Origin of the sequence: Nonomuraea sp. NPDC049624 (assembly GCF_040675255.1) — a bacterium.
GTDB lineage: Bacteria > Actinomycetota > Actinomycetes > Streptosporangiales > Streptosporangiaceae > Nonomuraea.
The window spans coordinates 734,134-755,240 of sequence record NZ_JBFAOR010000003.1; the positions used below are offsets into that span (position 1 = coordinate 734,134).

At 74.1% G+C, this 21,107-nt stretch carries 22 protein-coding genes; 10 read left to right on the plus strand and 12 right to left on the minus strand.

Annotated elements, in window-relative coordinates:
- The first annotated feature begins 1 nt into the window (after position 1).
- The 3 genes from AB0J76_RS14710 to AB0J76_RS14720 are packed head-to-tail and all read left to right on the plus strand — an operon-like array spanning position 2 to position 4,297.
- On the plus strand, positions 2–1,951 hold the full coding sequence (locus AB0J76_RS14710) for an NPCBM/NEW2 domain-containing protein (protein ID WP_364389631.1): 1,950 nt from the start codon (positions 2–4) through the stop codon (positions 1,949–1,951).
- Between the two features lie 16 nt (positions 1,952–1,967).
- Entirely contained in the window at positions 1,968–3,578 is a 1,611-nt protein-coding gene (locus AB0J76_RS14715; RefSeq protein WP_352329969.1) for a beta-N-acetylhexosaminidase, read from the plus strand.
- Complete coding sequence (locus AB0J76_RS14720) at positions 3,575–4,297, plus strand: tyrosine-protein phosphatase (RefSeq protein WP_352329962.1); 723 nt, start codon at positions 3,575–3,577, stop codon at positions 4,295–4,297. Before AB0J76_RS14715 ends, AB0J76_RS14720 begins: the two co-directional genes overlap by 4 nt.
- A 16-nt stretch (positions 4,298–4,313) precedes the next feature.
- Here the strand turns inward: AB0J76_RS14720 and AB0J76_RS14725 are convergent, their stop codons facing one another.
- Positions 4,314–5,165 (minus strand): PHP domain-containing protein, encoded by an 852-nt coding sequence (locus tag AB0J76_RS14725; protein ID WP_352329963.1) that lies wholly within the window; start codon positions 5,163–5,165, stop codon positions 4,314–4,316.
- Positions 5,166–5,280: 115 nt separating this feature from the next.
- Here AB0J76_RS14725 and AB0J76_RS14730 point away from each other — a divergent pair, with 115 nt between their 5' ends.
- Entirely contained in the window at positions 5,281–5,925 is a 645-nt protein-coding gene (locus tag AB0J76_RS14730) for a TetR/AcrR family transcriptional regulator (RefSeq protein ID WP_352329965.1), read from the plus strand.
- On the opposite strand, the gene AB0J76_RS14735 is transcribed toward AB0J76_RS14730, so the two are convergent.
- From AB0J76_RS14735 to paaA, 7 genes are read right to left on the minus strand one after another with little or no spacing between them, the layout of a single operon-like run.
- The gene (locus tag AB0J76_RS14735) at positions 5,913–6,767 is read right to left on the minus strand and encodes a 3-hydroxyacyl-CoA dehydrogenase family protein (RefSeq protein WP_352329967.1); all 855 of its coding nucleotides are present in this window, start codon (positions 6,765–6,767) and stop codon (positions 5,913–5,915) included. The genes AB0J76_RS14730 and AB0J76_RS14735 overlap by 13 nt on opposite strands.
- Positions 6,764–7,504, minus strand: a complete 741-nt coding sequence (locus AB0J76_RS14740) for an enoyl-CoA hydratase/isomerase family protein (protein WP_364389634.1) — start codon at positions 7,502–7,504, stop codon at positions 6,764–6,766. The genes AB0J76_RS14735 and AB0J76_RS14740 overlap by 4 nt, the downstream gene beginning before the upstream one ends.
- A gap of 57 nt (positions 7,505–7,561) precedes the next feature.
- Positions 7,562–8,647, minus strand: a complete 1,086-nt coding sequence (gene paaE / locus AB0J76_RS14745) for a 1,2-phenylacetyl-CoA epoxidase subunit PaaE (protein WP_352324185.1) — start codon at positions 8,645–8,647, stop codon at positions 7,562–7,564.
- 1 nt (position 8,648) lies between these two features.
- Entirely contained in the window at positions 8,649–9,191 is a 543-nt protein-coding gene (gene paaD / locus AB0J76_RS14750; RefSeq protein ID WP_352324186.1) for a 1,2-phenylacetyl-CoA epoxidase subunit PaaD, read from the minus strand.
- Positions 9,188–10,093, minus strand: coding sequence for a 1,2-phenylacetyl-CoA epoxidase subunit PaaC (gene paaC, locus AB0J76_RS14755; RefSeq protein WP_352324187.1), 906 nt, complete (start codon positions 10,091–10,093; stop codon positions 9,188–9,190). Before paaC ends, paaD begins: the two co-directional genes overlap by 4 nt.
- A 13-nt stretch (positions 10,094–10,106) precedes the next feature.
- Positions 10,107–10,400 (minus strand): 1,2-phenylacetyl-CoA epoxidase subunit PaaB, encoded by a 294-nt coding sequence (gene paaB / locus AB0J76_RS14760; protein ID WP_352324188.1) that lies wholly within the window; start codon positions 10,398–10,400, stop codon positions 10,107–10,109.
- A complete protein-coding gene (gene paaA / locus AB0J76_RS14765; RefSeq protein WP_352324189.1) occupies positions 10,397–11,362 on the minus strand; it encodes a 1,2-phenylacetyl-CoA epoxidase subunit PaaA in 966 nt (321 codons plus the stop codon). The genes paaB and paaA overlap by 4 nt, the downstream gene beginning before the upstream one ends.
- Before the next feature lie 91 nt (positions 11,363–11,453).
- Here paaA and paaZ point away from each other — a divergent pair, with 91 nt between their 5' ends.
- Together paaZ and AB0J76_RS14775 are read left to right on the plus strand one after the other, a co-directional pair.
- Complete coding sequence (gene paaZ / locus AB0J76_RS14770) at positions 11,454–13,493, plus strand: phenylacetic acid degradation bifunctional protein PaaZ (RefSeq protein ID WP_352324190.1); 2,040 nt, start codon at positions 11,454–11,456, stop codon at positions 13,491–13,493.
- Between the two features lies 1 nt (position 13,494).
- Complete coding sequence (locus AB0J76_RS14775; protein ID WP_352324191.1) at positions 13,495–14,286, plus strand: enoyl-CoA hydratase-related protein; 792 nt, start codon at positions 13,495–13,497, stop codon at positions 14,284–14,286.
- A gap of 18 nt (positions 14,287–14,304) precedes the next feature.
- Here AB0J76_RS14775 and AB0J76_RS14780 read toward each other — a convergent pair whose 3' ends face one another.
- Positions 14,305–14,814 (minus strand): Lrp/AsnC family transcriptional regulator, encoded by a 510-nt coding sequence (locus AB0J76_RS14780; protein WP_352324192.1) that lies wholly within the window; start codon positions 14,812–14,814, stop codon positions 14,305–14,307.
- A 121-nt stretch (positions 14,815–14,935) separates the two neighbouring features.
- Between AB0J76_RS14780 and pdhA the strand changes: the two genes are divergently transcribed.
- The 4 genes from pdhA to AB0J76_RS14800 all read left to right on the plus strand — a co-directional run bounded on the left by pdhA (position 14,936) and on the right by AB0J76_RS14800 (position 19,154).
- Complete coding sequence (gene pdhA / locus AB0J76_RS14785; protein ID WP_364389638.1) at positions 14,936–16,042, plus strand: pyruvate dehydrogenase (acetyl-transferring) E1 component subunit alpha; 1,107 nt, start codon at positions 14,936–14,938, stop codon at positions 16,040–16,042.
- Between the two features lie 13 nt (positions 16,043–16,055).
- Entirely contained in the window at positions 16,056–17,075 is a 1,020-nt protein-coding gene (locus tag AB0J76_RS14790) for an alpha-ketoacid dehydrogenase subunit beta (protein ID WP_352324213.1), read from the plus strand.
- Entirely contained in the window at positions 17,072–18,610 is a 1,539-nt protein-coding gene (locus tag AB0J76_RS14795) for a dihydrolipoamide acetyltransferase family protein (protein WP_352324194.1), read from the plus strand. The genes AB0J76_RS14790 and AB0J76_RS14795 overlap by 4 nt, the downstream gene beginning before the upstream one ends.
- A gap of 202 nt (positions 18,611–18,812) precedes the next feature.
- Positions 18,813–19,154 (plus strand): MazG-like family protein, encoded by a 342-nt coding sequence (locus tag AB0J76_RS14800; protein ID WP_352324195.1) that lies wholly within the window; start codon positions 18,813–18,815, stop codon positions 19,152–19,154.
- Positions 19,155–19,309: 155 nt separating this feature from the next.
- Here AB0J76_RS14800 and AB0J76_RS14805 read toward each other — a convergent pair whose 3' ends face one another.
- The 3 genes from AB0J76_RS14805 to AB0J76_RS14815 all read right to left on the minus strand — a co-directional run bounded on the left by AB0J76_RS14805 (position 19,310) and on the right by AB0J76_RS14815 (position 21,105).
- Positions 19,310–19,630 (minus strand): GYD domain-containing protein, encoded by a 321-nt coding sequence (locus tag AB0J76_RS14805; RefSeq protein WP_352324196.1) that lies wholly within the window; start codon positions 19,628–19,630, stop codon positions 19,310–19,312.
- Positions 19,631–19,768: 138 nt separating this feature from the next.
- Positions 19,769–20,362 (minus strand): hypothetical protein, encoded by a 594-nt coding sequence (locus tag AB0J76_RS14810; protein WP_352324198.1) that lies wholly within the window; start codon positions 20,360–20,362, stop codon positions 19,769–19,771.
- Positions 20,363–20,577: 215 nt separating this feature from the next.
- Positions 20,578–21,105, minus strand: coding sequence for a hypothetical protein (locus tag AB0J76_RS14815; RefSeq protein ID WP_352324199.1), 528 nt, complete (start codon positions 21,103–21,105; stop codon positions 20,578–20,580).
- Between the last annotated feature and the right edge of the window lie 2 nt (positions 21,106–21,107).

Consider the following 21,107-nt stretch of genomic DNA (forward strand, 5'->3'; position numbering starts at 1 on the left):
CATGCGCACGATCACGGCCGCCGCCGCGGCGGCCCTCCTCACCCTGCCCCTCGCGCCCTTACCCGGTTCCGCGGCGACCGCGGCGGCGGCCGCGGCGCCCCCGATGGGCTGGAGCAGCCGCTCCCTGGGCTGCTCGGTCTCCGAGGCGGCCGTCCGCCAGGCCGCCGACGCCCTCGCCCCGCTCGCGCCGCTCGGCTACCGGTACGTCGTGCTCGACGACTGCTGGCTGGCCGCCCAGCGCAGCGGCGGCGCCCTGGCCGCCGACCCGGCCCGCTTCCCGGGCGGCGTCAAGGCGCTGGCCGACGACCTGCACGCCAAGGGCCTCAAGCTCGGCCTGAGCCTGTCGGCCGGCGCCAAGGCGTGCTCCGGCGGCGGCCCCGGCTCCTACAAGCAGGAGGCCGCCGACGCCGCCCAGCTCAGGGCCTGGGGCGCCGACTACGTCAAGTACGACTGGTGCAACGTCCCGACGGCCGACTTCCCGGGCCAGAACGTGCAGCAGATCGCCCAGACCCTCTACCCGCGCATGCGCCAGGCCCTCGGCGACGGCGTGGTGTTCGCCATGAACAACGAGGACGGCAGCACCGTGCCCTGGTTGTGGGGCAAGGACGCCGGCGCCACCACCTGGCGGACGAACGTCTACAACAAGCCCATCCCCGACAGCTACCCCAGCATGGTCGACATCTGGGAGACCAACCAGCTCAGAGCCGAGTACGCCGGGCCGGGCAGCTGGGCCGACCCCGACCTGATCCAGGCCGGGCGCGGCGGGATGACCGAGACCGAGTACCGCGCCCAGTTCACCCTGTGGGCCATGGGAGCCGCGCCGCTCGTCCTGCAGGCCGACCCGGCCAAGGCGCCGGCCGCCGTCGTCGCCAACCCCAAGGTGATCGCGGTGGACCAGGACCGGCTGGGCGCGCACGGCCGGCTCGTCTCCTCCGACGGCTGGTACCACGTCCTGGCCAAGCCCCTGGACGGCGGCGACCGGGCGATCGCGCTGTTCAACGAGAGCGACCGGGCCGCGGTGATCTCCACCAAGCTCGGCGCGGGCTCCCGCCACCGGGTCGAGGAGCTGTGGTCCGGCGCGGTCAGCTCGACGAAGGACGTGCTGTCGGCGCAGGTCCCGGCGCACGCGGCGGTGCTCTACCGGGTCTCGGAGAGCCGGGAGCAGGCGCCGCCGCTGGTGACGTTCGAGGCCGACCCGCCGCGCTTCCTCGGCGAGGACCGCCCGTCGGTGCTGGAGCCCGGCGTGCCCGGCGAGCTGGTCACCCGCGTCACGAACACCGGGGCCACCGCCCCGCTGCGGGACGTCGAGGTCAAGGCGTCCGCGCCGGACGGCTGGCGCGCCGAGGCCCGCACACCGGCCAGGACCGCCCGGCTCGGCGCCGCCGAGACGTTCACCGTCACCTGGACGGTCACCCCGCCCGCGGGCGCCGCGCCCGGCACCTACGAGGTCGCCTTCACCCAGGGCGACCGGCGTGCCGTCGCCGTCGTCATCGTGGCCAGGGCGCCCGGCTCGGGCCGCACCTACCTGAGCGACCTGGCCTGGACCAGGGCCACGAACTACTTCGGCCCGGTCGAGAAGGACACCAGCAACGGCGAGCGGGCCGCCGGCGACGGCCGCCCGATCACCGTCGAGGGCGTCCGGTACGCCAAGGGCCTGGGCACGCACGCCCCCGCCGACATCGAGTTCCACACCGCCGGCCGGTGCACGACGGTCGAGTTCCAGGCCGGCATCGACGACGAGGTCGGCCAGGCCGGATCGGCCGACTTCGAGGTGTGGGCCGACGGCGGCCGGGTCGCGCACTCCGGCGTCCTGACCGGCGCCATGCCCGCCAGGAAGGTCACGGCGTCCGTCGCGGGCGCCCGGTTCGTCCGGCTGGTCGCGACCAACGGCGGCGACAACGCCACCTCCGACCACGCCGACTTCGCCGACGCCACCGTCACCTGTCAGTGAGGAGATGCACTTGAAGATCGTTCCCAGGCCCGTCAGCCACGGGACCAGGCGCGGGAGGTTCGTCCTCGACGGGCGCACGGCGCTCACCGCCGACCCGGCTCTCGCCGGGGTGGCCGCCTGGCTGCGCGCCGAGCTCAGCCAGGTCACCGGAGGTGAGCTGCTGCCCGGCACGCCGGGCCCGGGGACGATCACCCTGGGGCTGGGCGACGGCCTCGGCCCCGAGGCGTACCGGCTGAGCGTGGGCGACGACGGCGTCGCCATCGACGCGGGCGGGCCCGCCGGGGCCTTCTACGGCGCGCAGACCTTCCGGCAGCTCCTGCCCGCCGCCGCCTACCGCCGGTCGCCGGCCGCCGAGCCGCTGGTCGCGGCGGGCGCGCACATCGAGGACGAGCCGCGCTTCGGCTGGCGCGGCTGCCTCCTCGACGTCGCCCGGCATTTCATGACCAAACACGACCTGCTGCGCTTCATCGACCTGATGGCCCTGCACAAGCTCAACGTCCTGCACCTGCACCTGACCGACGACCAGGGCTGGCGCGTCGAGATCCGGCGCTACCCCCGCCTGACCGAGGTCGGCGCGTGGCGGCGGGAGAGCCAGACCGGCTGGAACGGCGCCATGGACGGCCGTCCCCACGGCGGCTACTACACCCAGGACGACCTCAGGGAGATCGTCGCCTACGCCGCCGCCCGGCACGTCACCGTCGTGCCCGAGATCGACCTGCCCGGCCACACCCAGGCCGCCATCGCCGCCTACCCGGAGCTGGGCAACCTCGGCACGCCGCTGGAGGTCCGCACGACCTGGGGGATCGGCCGGAACGTGCTCAACGCCGAGGACGCCACCATCGCCTTCTTCAAGAACGTGCTCGACGAGGTGCTGGAGCTGTTCCCCAGCCCGTACGTGTGCGTCGGCGGCGACGAGTGCCGCAAGGAGCAGTGGCGGGAGAGCCCGTCCGCGCAGCGCCGGATCAGGGAACTGGGCCTGCGCGACGAGGAGGAGCTTCAGAGCTGGTTCATCCACCAGTTCGACGACTACCTGACCGCCCGGGGACGCCGCCTGGTCGGCTGGGACGAGATCCTGGAAGGCGGCCTCGCCCCCGGGGCGGTGGTGGCCTCCTGGCGCGGCGACCTCGGGGCGGTGGCCGCCGCCCGGCGCGGGCACGACGTCATCAACTGCTCCAACACCCAGGTCTACTTCGACTACCGCCAGGGGCCCGGCGAGGACGAGCCGGTGCCGTTCGGGACCGTGCTCGCCCTGGAGGACGTCTACGCCTTCGAGCCCGTGCCCGCGCAGCTGCGCGACGACCCGGCGGCGGAACGGGTGCTCGGCGCGCAGTGCGGGGTCTGGACGGAGCTGATCGACTCCAACCGGCGGGTCGACTACATGGTCTTCCCCCGGCTGGCGGCCTTCGCCGAGACCGTCTGGGGGCCGCCCGGGCGCGACTTGGAGGACTTCCGCGCGCGGCTGGCGGGTCACCTGCCGCGGCTGGCGGCGATCGGGGTGGAGTACCGGCCGGAGTCGGGGCCGCTGCCCTGGCAGACCAGGCCCGGCGTGCCCGGTCGGCCGGAGGACCCGAAGGAGTGGCAGGCCACCATCGACGCCTGGACCAGCAACCTGCGGGACCTCGCGTGAGGCCCCTGGAGCCGCCGTCGGGCGGCCGGGTGCTGAGCTGGCCGGGCTGCGAGAACGTGCGCGACCTCGGCGGCCTGCCCACCGAGGACGGCGGGCGCATCCGGTGGGGCGCGCTGGTGCGGGGCGACCGCCCGAGGAGCACGGCCGTCCCGGCGTTGCGGGCGCACGGGATCCGGCTCGTCGCCGACCTCCGGCTGGCCGCCGAGTGCCGGGCCGACCCCGGTCCCGACGTGCCGGGCCGCCGCCACCTGCCCGTGCTGCGGGACGAGGACACCGTCCTGGAGGCGCTGGACGACACCCTGCCCGGCATCTACCGGGTGATCCTCGACCGGGGCGCCGCCCGGTTCGCCGCCGTCCTGTCGGCCGTCGCCCACGCGCCGGACGGGGGCGTCCTGCTGCACTGTCACTCCGGCAAGGACAGAACCGGGCTGGCGGTCGCGCTGGCCCTCTCGCTGGCCGGCGTCTCCCGGCAGGAGATCGCCGCCGACTACGCCATGACGGCCGTCTGCCTGCGCCTCGACGACCACCTGGCCGCCCTGGACGGCGACGCGGGGCGGGCCAGGGCGCTGCGCCTGTTCGCCGAGGTCACCGCGGACACCATGCTGGCCGCCCTGGCCCACCTGGACGACCGGCACGGCGGCGCGCAGGCGTACCTGCTGGCCGGCGGCCTGCCCCCGGACGACCTGGCCCTGCTCCGGGCCCGACTGGTGGACCGCTAGGGGGACGCGAGGGGGATCAACCCGTACGGCCCCAGAAGTCGTACGGGTCCCGGCCCGGGCGGAAGCCGTGCGCCCGGGCCAGCTCGGCCGCCTCCCGGAACCGGCGCGCGACGACGGACGGCTCGTGGGCGTCGCTGCCGAACGTCACGGCCTGCCCGCCCTCCTCCCGCCACCACCCGAGCAGCGTCGCGTGCAGCGGCAGGACCGTGTTGATCTCCAGCGCCCGGCCCGACCCGGCGGTCACCCGCAGCGCGTGCCGGAACTCCTCCTCGAAGTCGGCCGGGTCGAACGGCCCGGCCGCCCGCGGCCAGTAGCGCACCGGGTAGTCGACGTGGGCCAGCACGGCGAACACGTCGCTGCCCGCGACCAGCTCGGGGATCTCGGCCAGGTAGTCCCGGAGGACGTCGGCGGCGGCGCGGCGGGCGTACAGGCCGGGCGGCTCGCAGAACCCGTCGCCGGCGGGCAGGCTGTGCAGGGAGCCGAGCACCCGGTCGAAGCGCCCCGCGGCGAGCACGCCGGCGACCTCCCCGGCGTGCCGGTGCGGCTCGCCCAGCTCCAGGCCGCTCAGGATGCGCAGCTCCGGGAACCGTTCGCGGCACCGCTCGACCGCCTCCAGGTAGCCGGCGGCGTCGAAGGCCGGGGGAGGGAGGTGACCGTCCGGCGTCGTCAGCGCGAGCAGGTGGTCGTGGCCGTCGAGGGCGCCGGGGTCGACCGTCCAGACCGTGTGGTCGACGTGCTCGGTGAAGGCGATGGCGGGCAGGCCGAGCTCCACCGCCCGCGCGCAGGAACGCTCCATGTCGCCCTTCGGGGCGTCCCAGGACCATTCGCTGTGCACATGGCTGTCGGCGGGCAACGTCACAGGGCTCACTCCTCGGAGGGTAGGAGAAGATCGTCACGACTGTACCCCGCGAGCGTCCCGGCGTCCCGGGGGGGTGCGGCCGCCCCGGGGAGGAGGTCTGATCTGCCGTGAGATGCTGGCTTCCGTGACGACGACCGAGCCCGCCGGGCCCGCCCCGCGCCGCGGGCGCGGCCGGCCCGGCTACGACCAGGCCGCGATCCTGCGCGCCGCGGTGGAGCTGTTCAACCGCAGGGGGTACGACGCCACCAGCATGGGCGACCTGGCCAAGGAGCTCGGCCTGACCAAGCCGGCCATCTACCACCACGTCACGAGCAAGGAGCAGCTGCTCGGCCAGGCCCTCGACGACGCCCTCGACGAGCTCACCGCCGCCGTGACCGCCGCCACCCGCGACGCCGCCGGCCGCACGGCCTACGAACGCCTGCGCGAGGTCGTGCGGCGCAGCGTCGAGGTGCTGGTCGCCCACCAGCCCAGCGTCACGCTCCTGCTGCGGGTGCGCGGCAACAGCCCGGTCGAGCTGGCCGCGCTCGAACGCCGCCGCTGGCTCGACGACCGCCTCGCCGCGCTGGTCGCCGACGCCGTCGCCGAGGGCGCGCTGCGCGATGACGTGCCGCCCGCGCTGGTCAGCCGGCTGCTGTTCGGCATGGTCAACTCGCTGGTGGAGTGGTATCGCCCGGACGGCGCCTACGACCGGGCGATGGTCGCCGACGCCGTCACCGCGATCGCCTTCGACGGCCTGGCCGGGCACGCGCCCGGCGCTCACCAGGTGTAGAAGCCCTGGCCCGTCTTGCGGCCCAGATGCCCGGCGGCCACCAGGTCGCGCAGGATCCGCGGCGGCTCGAACCGGGGGCCGAGCTCGCGGGCCAGGTGCTCGGCGATGGCGAGCCGCACGTCCAGGCCCACCACGTCGGTGGTGCGCAGCGGGCCCGTCGGGTGGCGGTAGCCGAGGGTCATGGCCGTGTCGATGTCGGCCGCGCTCGCCACGCCCTCCTCCAGCATCCGCATCGCCTCCAGGGCCAGGCAGACGCCGAGCCGGCTGCTGGCGAAGCCCGGCGAGTCGGCCACCGTGACCGGCGTCCTGCCCAGCGCCCGCGTCCACTCCTGGGCCCGTTCGACCAGCTCGGGGTCCGTCCGCGGGCCGACGACGACCTCGATGAGGTCGCTGACCGGGACGGGGTTGAAGAAGTGCAGCCCGATGAAGCGCTCCGGCGCGGCCAGGCCGGCCGCGAGCCCGCCGATCGACAGGCTGCTGGTGTTCGTGGCCAGCACCGCGCCCGGCGCCTGCCGCTCGGCCAGGGCGAACACCTGGGCCTTGAGCGCCGCGTCCTCCGGCACCGCCTCCACGACCAGCTCGCACGGGGCCAGCTCGGCGGGGTCGGCCGTCGTGCGCAGCCGGGACAGGACGTCCTTGAGCGGGCTGCCCAGCCTGCCCTTCTCCTCGGCCTTGGCCAGGCTGCCGGTCACCCGCTCCAGGGCCTGGGCGGCGGCCCGCGGGTCGCTCTCCACGACGACGACCCGGCTGCCGGCGGCGAGGAAGGCGTGCGCGATGCCCGATCCCATCCGCCCGCCGCCGAAGACGCCGACGATCTGGGGCAGTGTCGATGGGGACGTCATGAGCGTCGCTCCTTCCGCCGGTCGAGGAACGCCGTCATGCGCGCGTGCTTCTCCTCGGTCTCGAACAGGACCGCCTGGGCCAGGTCGTCCACGAACGGGTGCGCGGCGCGCGGGGCGTGGAAGACGGCCTTGGTCAGCCGGGTGGCCAGCGGCGCCCGCGCCGCGATGCGGTCGGCGAGCCGGTGACCGGCGGCGAGCAGGTCCTCCGGCTCGACGACGTCGTTGAGCAGGTGCACCGCCCGCGCCTCCTCGGCCGTCAGCACCCGGCCGGCGAGCAGGATCTCCTTGGCCAGCGGCTCCCCGACCAGCTCGGCCAGCCGCCAGGCGGCCCCGGCGGCGGCCAGGATGCCGAGGTCGGTCTCCGGGTTGCCGATCCGGGTGCGCGGCGTGCCGATCCGGAAGTCGCAGGCGTAGGCCAGCTCGGCCCCGCCGCCCAGGGCGTAACCGTCCACGAGGGCGATGGTCGGCATCGGCAGCCGGTGGATGCGGTCGAAGATCCTGGAGTTGATGCCGCGCAGCGCGTCGCCCCGGTCCCGGTCGCGGAGCTGGGCGATGTCCGCCCCGGCGGCGAAGGTCGTGCCCTCGCCGGTGAGCAGCACGACGCGCGGCTCGTCCTCGACGGCGGCGCACGCCTCGTGCAGCGCGGCGACCAGCTCCCGGTCGATCGCGTTGCGCACCTGCGGCCGGTTGAGCCGCCACACCACCCGGTCGGCGCCCTCCTCGACGATGAGGGTCATGGGCGCTCCGCCTGGGGAGCGCGGGCTGTCGTCACGGAAAACTCCTCTGCGTCGGGGTCAGGCGTCGTAGTCCACGGTGACACGGTCGCCGGCCGGGAACGTCTGGCAGGTGAGCACGAAACCGGCGTCCACCTCGGCCGGTTCCAGCGCGTAGTTGCGGCGCATGTCCGCCGCGCCCTCGCGGACCACCGCCCGGCACGTGCCGCAGACCCCGCCCCGGCAGGCGAACGGCAGGTCCGAGCGGGTCTGCTGGGCGCCGTCGAGCAGGGTGGACTCGCGCGAGACGGTGGCGGTCGTGCGCCTTCCGTCGAGCACCGTCGTCAGCACGGTCGTCGCACCCGCCGGCACGCCCTCGGGCCGCCTCGGCCGAGGCGGGGGAGCGTCGACGTAGAAGAGCTCGACGTGCACCTTCGCGGCCGGGACGCCGAGCTCGGCGAGCACCCGGCGGGCGTCCTCGACCATGCGCAGCGGCCCGCACAGCCAGACGTGGTCGAACGTCTCGATCGGCACCAGCTCGGTGAACAGCCGCCGCAGCCGGTCGCCGTCCAGCCGGCCGGAGAACAGCTCGACGTCGCGCGGCTCCCGGGAGAGCACGTGGACCAGCTGGAAGCGCGGGCCGTACCGGTTCTTCAGGTCGCCGAGCTCCTCGGCGAACATCACGGTGCGGCTGCTGCGGTTGCCGTACAGCAGCGACACCCGCGCGCCGGGATGGGTGAGCACCGTCGAGGCGACCGACATCATCGGGGTGATGCCCGACCCGGCGGCCACGCACAGATGCCGCTCGCCCGGGGCGGGGTCGGCCTGCCAGGAGCCGGTGGGGGTCTGCACCTCGATCCGCGTGCCCGGCCGTACCTCGCGGACGAGCCAGGAGGAGAAGAGCCCGTCCGGGATCTCGCGGACGCCGATGCGCGGCGCGTCCCCGGCCGGGGCGCAGATCGAGTACGACCGCCGCTCCTCCCGCCCGTCCACGAAGCGGCGCAGGGTGAGCGACTGGCCCGCGCGGAAGGCGTACGCCTCGCGCAGCTCGCCGGGCACGGCGAAGGTGATCGCGGCGGCGTCCTCGCACAGGTGGTCGACCGCCGCCACGGTCAGCTCGTGGAAGGCGGCGTGCGCCCGGGCCGGCGCGGGCGCGAGCGTGGTCATCTCATATCTCCTTGACATGCTCGAACGGTTCCAGGCAGTCGGCGCAGGCGTAGAGCGCCTTGCAGGCGGTGGCGCCGAACTCGGAGGTCAGCCGGGTGGCCCGGGAGCCGCAGCGCGGGCAGGCCGGGGCGGGCCTGGCCGGGCCGAGCGTCAGCGGCACCGGCCCGGACGTGCGCCGGGCCGGTCCTGGCGCCGACAGCCCGGCGGCCCGCAGGGCGTCCCGGCCGCGCTCGGAGATCCAGTCGCTCGACCACGGCGGGTCGAGCACGACCCGCACCTCGACGCGCGGGAAACCCGCCTCCCGCAGCCGGTGGACGAGGTCGTCGCGCATGGTCGCCATGGCCGGGCAGCCGGTGTACGTCGGGGTGATCGAGGCGACCACGACCGCGCCGTCCGGGCCGGGCCGCAGCTCGACGCCGCGCAGCACGCCGAGATCCGCCAGGGTGAGCATGGGCATCTCCGGGTCCCGCACCCCCTCCGCGGCCCGGATGGCGCGCTCACGGGCGTCCCCGGGCGCGGGTCCGGCGTGCTCGGCGGCGGTCACCAGCGGCCTGCCGGGTGGGCGCGGGCGACCGACTGCATGTCGGCCAGCAGGTCGGCCAGCGCCGGGGTGTGGACGCCGTCCCGGCCGCCGCCTGGCCTGCCTTCGAGGGGCGGGCGGGGGACGTCGCTCACCGTCAGCACCTGGCCGAGCACGGCGTCCACGTCGGCGCGCAGCGCGGCGGCCTCGACGGCGGCGCCCGAGCGGGCGAGCGCGCGCTCGACGGGATGCGCGGTGACCAGCTCGGCCAGCAGCGGCCACAGCTCGCCGAGCGCGGCGTCGAGCCGGCGGCGCGACTCCTCGGTGCCCTGGGCCAGGGTGAGGAACCAGCGGCCGGCCCAGTCGCGGTGGTAGGCGACCTCCTTGACGCCCTTGGCGGCGACGGCGGCCAGCACCGTGTCCGCGCTCGCCGACAGCCGTTCCAGCAGCGCCAGCCGGGCCGTGGAGAACAGCAGCAGGCGCACGACGACGTGCGCGAAGTCGCCGTTCGCGACCTCGGCCAGCCACACGTTCCTGAACTGCCCGGCGTCGCGGAAGAACGCCAGCGCGTCCTCCGGCGGCACCGGCGAGCCCTCGGGCAGCGCGGGCACCACGCCGGGGTCGGCCGCGGCCGCCCGCGCCAGCAGCAGGCGGGCCTGCCCGAGCAGGTCGAGGGCCACGTTGGCGAGCGCGATGTCCTCTTCCAGGTCGGGGGCGCGGCTGCACCACTCCGTGAGCCGCTGCGACATGACCAGCGCGTCGTCTCCGAGCATGAGGCAGTACGCGGCCAGCTCGGCGTGGCCGACCCCGTCGGGCACGGTGGTGTCCACGCCCGCCAGCGGGTCCTCGAAGTCCGTGCCGAACGCCCACTGCGCGGAGTCCCCGCCGGTCAGGCCGTCGAAGATGCTCTCGTGGTCATCGCTCACGCTGGACCCCCTCTCACATGTGCGGGACGTCGCCCGGGATGTCGTAGAACGTCGGGTGCCGGTAGACCTTGTCGCCGCTCGGCGCGAACAGCGGGTCCTTCTCGTCCGGGCTGGAGGCCGTGATGGCGTCGGAGCGCACGACCCAGATGCTCACGCCCTCGTTGCGCCGGGTGTAGACGTCGCGGGCGTGCCGCAGGGCCATCGCGTCGTCGGGGGCGTGCAGCGAGCCGACGTGCACGTGGTTGAGCCCGCGCTTGACCCGGACGAACACCTCGTACAGCGGCCATTCCCGCCGGTCGGCGCTCATCGGGCGCCCGCCCCTGCCGCGGTACGGCTCGCGAACGCCGACGCGGCCTCGCGCACCCAGGCGCCGTCCTCGTGGGCGGCGCGGCGGTGGCGCATCCGCTGGGCGTTGCACGGCCCGTCGCCGCGGATGACCGCGGCCAGCTCCGACCAGTCCGGCTGCCCGAAGTCGTGGTGCCCGCGCTCCTCGTTCCAGCGCAGGTCGGGGTCGGGCAGCGTGACGCCGAGCGCCTTGGCCTGCGGGACCGTCATGTCGACGAACTTCTGGCGCAGCTCGTCGTTGGAGTTGCGCTTGATGCCCCAGGCCATCGAGCGCTCGCTGTTGGGGGAGCGGTCGTCGGGCGGGCCGAACATCATGAGGGAGGGCCACCAGAACCGGTTGACCGAGTCCTGGACCATCTCCCGCTGGGCCTGCGTGCCGCGCATCATCGTCATCAGCAGCTCGTAGCCCTGCCGCTGGTGGAAGGACTCCTCCTTGCAGATGCGGATCATGGCGCGGCCGTACGGGCCGTAGGAGGTGCGGCACAGCGGCACCTGGTTGCAGATCGCGGCGCCGTCCACGAGCCAGCCGATGGTGCCGACGTCGGCGTAGGACAGCGTCGGGTAGTTGAAGATCGAGGAGTATTTCTGCTTCCCGGCCAGAAGGAGTTCGGTCAGCTCGGCGCGGGAGACGCCCAACGTCTCGCACGCGGAGTACAAATAGAGGCCGTGCCCGGCTTCGTCCTGCACCTTGGCCAGCAGGATCGCCTTGCGGCGCAGCGACGGGGCACGCCCGATCCACTCGCCCTCCGGCTGCATGCCGATGATCTCGGAGTGCGCGTGCTGGGCGATCTGGCGGACGAGCGTCCTGCGGTACGCCTCCGGCATCCAGTCGCGGGGCTCGATCCGGTCGTGACCCGCGATGGTCGCGTCGAAGGCGGACTGCAGCCGCTCCTCCAGGTCCGGCTCCGCCGGCGTGGTGGTCATCGTCCCTCCGAGACATCGGTCTTATTTACTTATCGCTCGGTCAGTAATACGGTTGCATGAGTCGGGGCTTCCGCGCAAGAGAGGAGACAGCGTGAGCGCGCTGCTGGAGAGTTACGCCGCCGGACGATGGTTCCGCGCGTCGGACGACGGGGAACCCTTGCTCGACGCCGCGACCGGCGAGGAGGTCGCGCGGATCTCCAGCCGGGGGCTGGACGTCGCCGCCATGGTCAGGCACGCCAGGGACACCGGCGGCCCGGCGCTGCGGGCCCTGACCTTCCACGAGCGGGCCGCCCTGCTCAAGGCGCTGGCCAAGCACCTGATCGAGCGCAAGGACGCGCTGTACGCCCTGTCCACGCGCACCGGCGCCACCGCCCGCGACACCATGGTCGACGTCGACGGCGGCATCGGCACCCTGTTCAGCTACGCGAGCAAGGGCGTGCGCGAGCTGCCCAACGACACCGTCTTCCTCGACGGCGGCCTGGAGCGCCTGGGCAAGGGCGGCACCTTCGCCGGTCAGCACCTCTACACCTCGCGGCCGGGCGTCGCGGTGCAGATCAACGCCTTCAACTTCCCCGTCTGGGGCATGCTGGAGAAGCTGGCCCCGGCCTTCCTCGCCGGGCTGCCCTCGATCGTCAAGCCCGCCGCCCAGACCGCCTACCTCACCGAGCTGGCCGTCCGGCAGATCATCGAGTCCGGCATCCTGCCGGAGGGGACGCTCCAGCTCCTGGCCGGCAGCCCCGCCGGGCTGCTCGACGAGCTGACCGTCCAGGACTCCGTCGCCTTCACCGGCTCGGCCCACACCGCGGGAATCCTGCGCCGCCACCCGAACGTGCTCGACGGCGGCGTCGTCCTCGGCGTCGAGGCCGACTCGCTCAACTGCTCGATCCTCGGCCCCGACGTGCGCCCGGACGATCCGGAGTTCGACCTGTTCGTCAAGGGCGTCGTCACCGAGATGACGGTCAAGGCGGGCCAGAAGTGCACGGCCATCCGCCGCGTGCTCGTGCCGGCGAACCTGGCGGACCAGGTGACCGAGGCGTTGGCCGCGCGCCTGTCGTCGATCACCGTCGGCGACCCGCGCAACCCCGACGTGCGCATGGGCCCGCTGGCCAGCCTGGGCCAGCGGGACGAGGTGCGCAAGGCGGTCGAGGCGCTGCTGGCCGGCGCGGAGATCGTCCACGGCGACCCGCGCGGCGCGTCCCTGCTGGAGGGCGACCCCGAGCTCGGCGCGTTCATGACGCCGCTGCTGCTGCGCGCCCGCCCCGGCGCCGCCGAGCCGCACGACGTGGAGCCGTTCGGGCCGGTCGCGACCGTGCTCGCCTACGACGGCGTCGAGGAGGCGGTCGCCCTGGCCGCGCGCGGCAAGGGCAGCCTGGTCGCCTCCGTCGCCACCCACGACCCGCAGGTCGCGCGGTCCGTTGTGCTCGGGCTCGCGCCCTGGCACGGCCGGGTCCTGGTCCTCGACCGCGACGACGCCAAGGAGTCCACCGGGCACGGCTCGCCGCTGCCGGTCCTCGTCCACGGCGGCCCCGGGCGGGCCGGCGGCGGCGAGGAGCTGGGCGGCGTGCGCGGCGTCCTGCACCACATGCAGCGCACCGCCGTCCAGGGCTCGCCGGACCAGCTCACCGCGATCACCGGCCGCTGGACGACCGGCTCGGCGCGCGCCGAGTCCGGCGTCCACCCCTTCCGCAAGTCGCTGGCCGAGCTGCGGGTGGGCGACACGATCGCCTCCGCGCCGCGCACGGTCTCGCTCGCCGACATCGAGCACTTCGCCGAGTTCACCGGCGACACCTTCTACGCCCACACCGACCCCGAGGCCGCCGCCCGCAACCCGCTGTTCGGCGGCATCGTCGCGCACGGCTACCTGGTGGTCTCCCTGGCCGCCGGGCTGTTCGTGGACCCGGCGCCCGGCCCGGTGCTGGCCAACTTCGGCGTCGACGGGCTGCGCTTCCTCACCCCGGTCAAGGCCGGCGACGCCATCGCCGTCGCGCTGACCGTCAAGCAGATCACGCCGCGCAGCGGCGCCGACTACGGCGAGGTGCGCTGGGACGCCACCGTGACCAACCAGGACGGCGTCCCGGTCGCCACGTACGACGTGCTGACCCTCGTGGCCAAGACCTGGCCGGAGGGCTGACGTGGACGACACCCCGGTCCTGCTCGAACGCGACGGCGCCGTGGCCGTCGTGACGCTCAACCGTCCCGACCACCGCAACGCGCTGAACGACGGGCTCAAGCAGGCGCTGCGCCGGGCGCTGGAGGAGGCCGCCGCCGACGACTCGGTCAGGGCCGTGCTGCTGACCGGCGCGGGCCGCGCGTTCTGCGTCGGCCAGGACCTCGCCGAGCACGCCGAGGCCCTGCGCGCCGACCCCGGCCACGCCTTCGACACGGTCGAGGCGGACTACGCGCCGGTCGTCCGGCTCCTGGCCACGATGCCCAAGCCGGTCGTGGCCGCCGTCAACGGCGCCTGCGTCGGCGCGGGGCTGGCTTTCGCGCTCGCCTGCGACCTGCGCGTCCTGGCCGAGGACGCCAAGCTGGCCACGGCGTTCACGGGGATCGGGCTCACCTGCGACTCCGGCCTGTCGGCGACCCTGGCGCGGGCGGTCGGCGAGGCCAGGGCCAAGGAGCTGGTGCTGCTCGGCGAGCCGTTCGGCGCCGCGCAGGCGGTCGCGTGGGGCGTGTCGGGACGGGTGGTGCCCGGGGCCGAGGTGTGCATGGCCGGACGCGAGCTGGCCGCCCGGCTGGCGGCCGGGCCGACCGCGGCCTACGCCGAGTCCAAGCGGCTCATCGCGCAGGGGTGGGAGCAGGGCCTCGGTGCGGTGCTCGCCGAGGAGGCCCGTGCGCAGGCCCGCCTCGGCCTGACCGCCGACCACGCGGGCGCGGTGGAGGCGTTCCTCGCCAAGCGCAGAGCGACCTTCGGAGGGCGCTGAACGAAGACCTGAGGGGGCTCAGCTCTCGTGGGCCCCCCAGTCCGCGCCCCGGCCGCGGGCCTCCTCGAACACCAGCCAGGTCCGGGTGGCCCGCACCCCGGGGATGTCCTGGATGCGTTCCAGCACGACGTGCCGCAGCGCGGCGTTGTCCGGCGTCCTGACCAGCACCAGGACGTCGTAGTCGCCGCCGACCATGGCGAAGTGCTCGACGTACGGCGTCTCCCGCAGCCGTGCCGTGACCTGGCGCCAGGAGTTCTGCTCGATCGTCACCGACACGTACGCGCTGGTGCCCAGGCCCGCCCGGTGCGGCGCCAGCTCGGCGGTGAAGCCGGTGATCACGCCGTCGTCCATCAGCCGGGTGAGCCGGGCGTAGACGTTGGCGCGTGAGACGTGCACGCGTTCGGCCAGGGTGCGCATCGACATGCGGCCGTCGCGCAGCAGCTCGGCGATGATCGCCCGGTCCACTCCGTCCAGGTTTGCGGCCGAACGTCCCGGCCAGCCGCCTTCGACGCCCTCGTTGGCTGACAATTGGCCCTCCATTAGTCCCATATTAAGCCGTTTGTCGCTCATCATGCCTGATGTCTTGAACGGATGGCCCCGGAAGCGGACGCTTTCCCTCACAAACGTCCAGAGAAAGTGAGCGTCCGCCATGTCCGTGAGGAGGAGTCCCCAGACGGTCGACGGCCTGCTGCCCTCACCAGAGCCGGTGCGCTTCGTCGCCGAGGACGGCACCGCCGTCGAGCCGCCCGCCGGGTACGCAGAGCCCGCAGGGGAGCACCTGGTGGAGGCGTACCGGCGGATGGTCCTCGGCCGCCGCTTCGACCGCCAGGCGACCGCGCTGACCAAGCAGGGCCGGCTGGCCGTCTACCCCTCCAGCCGCGGCCAGGAGGCCTGCCAGATCGCCGGCGTGCTCGCGCTGCGCGAGGACGACTGGCTGTTCCCCACCTACCGCGACTCGGTCGCGCTCGTCTCCCGCGGCCTCGACCCGGTCGAGGTGCTCACCCTGCTGCGCGGCGGCTGGCACTGCGGTTACGACCCCGCCGCCACGCGCGTCGCCCCCCAGTGCACGCCGCTGGCCACCCAGACGATCCACGCCGTCGGCATGGCCGAGGCCATGCGCCGCAAGGGCGAGGACGGCGTCGTCATGGCCTTCATCGGCGACGGCGGCACCAGCGAGGGCGACTTCCACGAGGCGCTCAACTACGCCGCGGTGCTGCGCGCCCCCGTCGTGTTCCTCGTCCAGAACAACAAGTACGCCATCTCCGTGCCGCTGGCCAAGCAGAGCGCGGCCCCGGCGCTGGCCTACAAGGGCATCGGCTACGGCATCCCCTCCGAGCAGGTGGACGGCAACGACCTCGTCGCCGTCCTGTCGGTCCTGACCGCCGCCGTGACGCACGCCAGGACCGGCGGCGGCCCGTTCCTCGTCGAGGCGCACACCTACCGCATGGACCCCCACACCAACGCCGACGACCCCACCCGCTACCGGGAGAGCCAGGAGGTCGAGCAGTGGGAATCGGCCGACCCGCTGGCCCGGCTGGAGACCTACCTGCGCGGGCGCGGCCTGCTCGGCGCCGAGGACGTCGCCGCCGCCCACCAGGCCGCCGAGGAGTACGCCGCGCGCCTGCGCGAGGCGATGAACGCCGACCCCGAGGCCGACCCCTTCGAGCTGTTCGACCACGTCTTCGCCGAGCCGACGCCCCAGCTGCACGAGCAGCGGGCCCTGCTGGCGTCCGAGCTGACCGCGCGGGAGGACTGACATGACCGCGAAGATGACCGCGAAGATGACCATGGCCCAGGCGTTGAACGCCGCCCTGCGGGACGCCCTGCGCGAGGACGAGCGCGTCCTCGTCTTCGGCGAGGACGTCGGCCCGCTCGGCGGCGTCTTCCGCGTCACCGACGGGCTCACCAAGGAGTTCGGCGAGGAGCGCTGCTTCGACACGCCGCTGGCCGAGGCGGGGATCGTGGGCCTGGCCGTGGGCCTGGCCATGGGCGGCTTCCGCCCGGTGATCGAGATGCAGTTCGACGCCTTCGCCTACCCGGCCTTCGAGCAGATCGCCTCGCACGTGGCTAAGCTGCGCAACCGCACCCGCGGGCGGCTGTCGCTGCCGATCGTGATCCGGATCCCGTACGCCGGCGGCATCGGCGGCGTCGAGCACCACTGCGACTCCAGCGAGGCGTACTACGCCCACACGCCGGGGCTCAAGGTCGTGACGCCCGCGACGGCCGACGACGCCTACTGGCTGCTGCGCGACGCCGTCGCCGACCCCGACCCGGTGATCTTCATGGAGCCCAAGCGGCTGTACTGGTCGAAGGAGGAGACCTCCGTCGCCGACCGCGGCGCCGCCGGGTTCGGCCGGGCCGCCGTCCGCCGCGAGGGCCGCGACGCCACGCTCGTCGCCTACGGGCCCAGCGTGCCCGTCGCGCTCCAGGCCGCCGAGGTCGCCGCCCGCGACGGGCTCTCGCTGGAGGTGGTCGACCTGCGGACGATCGTCCCGTTCGACGACGAGACCGTGGTGGCCTCGGTGCGCAAGACGGGGCGCTGCGTGGTGATCCAGGAGGCCCAGGGGTTCGCCGGGGTGGGGGCCGAGATCGCCGCCCGCGTGCAGGAGCGGTGCTTCCACTCGCTGGCCGCGCCGGTGCTGCGCGTCACCGGGTTCGACATCCCGTACCCGCCGCCCATACTCGAGCACTCCCACCTCCCTGACGTCGACCGCGTCCTCGACGCGGTGGACCGCCTCCAGTTCGACGACCGGCCCGACGTGCTGCACCTCACCCGGGAGGCGTCATGACGGCGACCGCCGCGCGGCAGGTGTTCCGGCTGCCGGACCTCGGCGAGGGCCTGACCGAGGCCGAGATCGTCGAGTGGAAGGTGGCCGTGGGGGACACGGTGGAGATCGACCAGATCGTGGTGGAGGTGGAGACCGCGAAGGCGGCGGTGGAGGTGCCCGTGCCGTACGCGGGGACCGTGCTGCGGCTGCACGCCGAGGCGGGCGCGGTCGTGGCGGTGGGGGAGCCGCTCATCGAGGTCGGGGACTCGCAGGAGGACCCGGCGGCGGCGCGGTACCGGGAGGAGGAACGCGCGGGCTCGGGCAACGTCCTGATCGGCTACGGCACCACCGGCGCCCCCCACAAGAGCCGCCGCCGCCCCCGCACCCCCAAGCCCACCGTTTCCCCCGCAACCCCCGCTGCGGGACCGGGACCTGCGCCGGCACCGGGTTCCGTCCCGGCACCTGCTTCGGGACCTGCGCCGGCACCGGGTTCCGTTCCGGCACCTGCTTCGGGGGCGGCAGCGGGGCCTGCGCCGGCACCCGCGCGGGGATCGGCGTCGGGGGCCGCGATCGCGCCTGGGCGCGCGTCCGGGTCTGAGCCTGCTCCTTCGTCCCCCGGCGGGCCGGAGCGCGCGCCTCGCGTGATCTCGCCGCTGGTGCGGCGGATGGCGCGCGAGCACGGCGTCGATCTCGCCGCCGTCCTCCCCAGCGGACCGCACGGGGTCATCCTCCGCCGGGACGTCGAACACGCCATCGCCAACCCCGGCGCGAGCCTGGACGCCCCCTCCGCCGACAAGGCCGCGGCCCCGGCGTCTCCGGCAGCCTCCGCGTCTCCGGCGGCCCCGGTGTCTCCGGTGACCCTGGTGGCGGAGCGCATCCCCCTGCGCGGCCTGCGCCGCACGGTGGCCGACAAGCTGACCCGCAGCCGCACCGAGATCCCCGACGCCACCACCTGGGTGGACGTGGACGCCACCGACCTGCTCGCCGTCCGCGACACCCTCCGGCGGACCAGCCCGGACCTGGGCATCGGCCTGCTGGCGCTCCTGGCCCGCGCCTGCGTGGCCGGCCTGCTCCGCTTCCCGGAGCTGAACTGCTCGGTCGACACCGACCGGGCCGAGATCGTCCGCCACGGCCACATCAACCTGGGCTTCGCCGCCCAGACCGAACGCGGCCTCGTCGTGCCGGTGGTCCGCGACGCGCACCTCATGACCACCGCCGGCCTGGCCGCCGAACTGACCCGCCTGACCGCGCTGGCGCGCTCGGGCAGCCTGCCCCCGTCCGCGCTGACGGGCGGCACGTTCACCCTCAACAACTACGGCGTCTTCGGCGTGGACGGCTCCACCCCCATCATCAACCACCCGGAGGCGGCGCTCCTGGGGGTCGGCCGCGTCATCGACCGCCCCTGGGTGCACGACGGCGCGGTGGTGCCCCGCAAGATCACCCAGCTGTCCTTCACCTTCGACCACCGCGTCTGCGACGGCGGCGCCGCGGGCGGCTTCCTCCGCTTCGTCGCCGACTGCGTCGAGAACCCCGCCGTGCTGCTCGCCCACGTCTAGCAGCACGCTCCCCACGCCGGCGAACGTCACCCGGTGAGCCCGAGGGCCGCGCCCCTCGGGCTCACCCTTGTCGCCCGCGACGGGCCTGTCGGTCATTGTGCTGGACGGCCTGAGCGCAACACCCTGAAGGCATCGAACGCTGCCCGTCCGTGAGGCGGACACCCGGCGTCGACGCCAGACACCGGCATGGAGGAGGACCCCGATGCCCGATCCCACCTCGACAGACGTGTGGTCCACGATCAGCGAGCTGGTGGCGTGGCTGGACCGCAACAACGGCCGGGACCCGCACGAACTCACCCTGCGCGTCATGAAGATCGGCGAGGAGTTCGGCGAGGCGGTCGAGGCCCGCATCGGCGAACTCGGCCAGAACCCCCGCAAGCCCGCCTCCCACACCCGCCAGGACCTCGCCGACGAGTTGTGCGACGTGATCGTGACGGCAATGGTGGCGCTCGCCTCCGTCGCCGACGACCCGCGGGCTGTGTTCGAGACCAAGCTGAGGAAGATCGCCGACCGCGTCTCAGCGCTGGAGGCCAAGGGCGCCTGACCTTCCCGGGCAAGCCGTACGAGCCGCCGCTGCGGCGCTCGCCGCGCACTGCGCAGCGGATCGCTCCTCACCGCCGTACCCGACGGAGCGGAGTCGGGCCGCCTTCGCCGAGATCGCGCGAGCCGAGGCGTCGGGCCTGCGTCCGCGCCTGGTGGTCACGCGCCAGGAGCCCGGTAGGCCACCTCCATCCGCGTGGCTTCGTCGACCTCTTCCGCCGTCAGCAGGGCGACCGTCGTCGTCCGCACCGCCCCGGACGCCGACACCGCCATCCCGAGGGCAGCCGACGCCGCATTGCTCGGCAGGTCGACGACCACGAACGTGTCCGTCTCGCCGAACGCGAAGTACATCTGCTCGACCCGCCCGCCCAGGCCCTCCACCAGGCGATCCACCGCTTGCCGGCGTCCGGTGCCGCCGTCTCGGAGCACCCCGCGGATGCCGTCTGCGGTGTACGTGGACTGAATCAGATACTTGGGCATGGTCGAGTTCCTCTCCTCGTGCCGCCACCCGGGTGCGAGGCGGCTGTCGCGGGTCACGAGGTCGGAATTCTCGGCGTCCGATGAAGGTAATCCCACCGGTGGTGCTGGGTTTCCCCTGCGGCTCTCGATGCGCGCCCTCTAGGCCGCGACCGTCAGAACCACGATCGCCACTCCGAGCGTCAGGTCGAGCGCTGCGCAGAACTCGGCCATCGACCGGGCCACCACCTTGTTCCTGAGCCAGAGGACCACGTCCAGAACGGCATGCCCGACCAGGGCCGCGGCGACCAGGCAGCCCCCGGCCGCAGGCGACAGGGACAGCGCGGCCACCGACGCCGCCCCGAAGACCAGCATCGCGGGAACCTGCGCCGCGACGAGCGCCGGCCTCTTAGCCAGCCCGGCCGCCAGGCCGACGACGGCGACGCACACCGCACCCCCGACCAGCCCCGGCCACGGCTCCAGCCCGAGCACCCGCAGCACCGCCACCGCCACCACGGACGCCCCGAACAACGGCCAGACCACCTCCGGCCTGCCGGTCACCGCCGTGGCGAGGTAGATGAGCGCGGCGAGGAACACCACAAGGGCCGCGTCCCGCCCGTCCTCCAGCCCCAGGACATTGAAGACCATGAAAGCCAGGCCCAGCCCCGTGGGCCAGCGACGTGCGACGGCCATGAGCACCCGGCCGGTGGGGGAGCGCCTCTGCGAGCCGCCTTGCGCGGACGACATCTCAACCATGCCCCGACTCTCCCGCGCCACCTCCGCCCACCTTGCGACCGAACACCCCGGACGTCCGGAATCCTGCGATTCCTGTCCAGCCATCACACATTCACCCCGCCGGCCGCCCGTGAAGGGAAGGCTGTCCGACGTCAGGCCGGGCCGACCGTCTGTGAGGGGAAGGCTGTCCGACGTCAGGCCGGGCCGACCGTCTGTGAGGGGGAGGCTGTCCGACGTCAGGCCGGTCCGACCGACCGCAGCCAGACCGCCGCCGAGTACGGGCTGGTGAAGCGGAGCACCCGCAAGGGAGCGAAACGCGGATCACGGGTGCGCCGCCGGATCTCCGCCCGTCGCGCCGCGTGCTGCGACCAGGCCCACCACGCCGGATGATCACTCTGGAACCACCCGGCGACCGTCTCCCGATTGCCGTTGAAGACGGATTCGCGCAGAACCGTCCTGCGCAGCGAACGCCGCAGCACCCGCGGCATGACGACCCGGCGCGGATAGTCCAGCCAGACGATGGTGTCGGCGCGTTCCCACAGCAGGTCGCGCACCTCCGGGTAGCCGAAGGAGTCGAAGATCCACGCCGGGGTCCCGGCGATCTCGGCGACCCGCTCCTGGAACGCCTCGTCCACGGCCCAACCGGGCCCGGCGAAGTACAGGCCGTCCATCTCGTGACAGGGCACGGCGATCCGGCTGCTCAATGCGCGCGCCAGCGTCGACTTGCCCGCCCCGCTGATGCCCGCCACCAGAATCCGCCGCATCC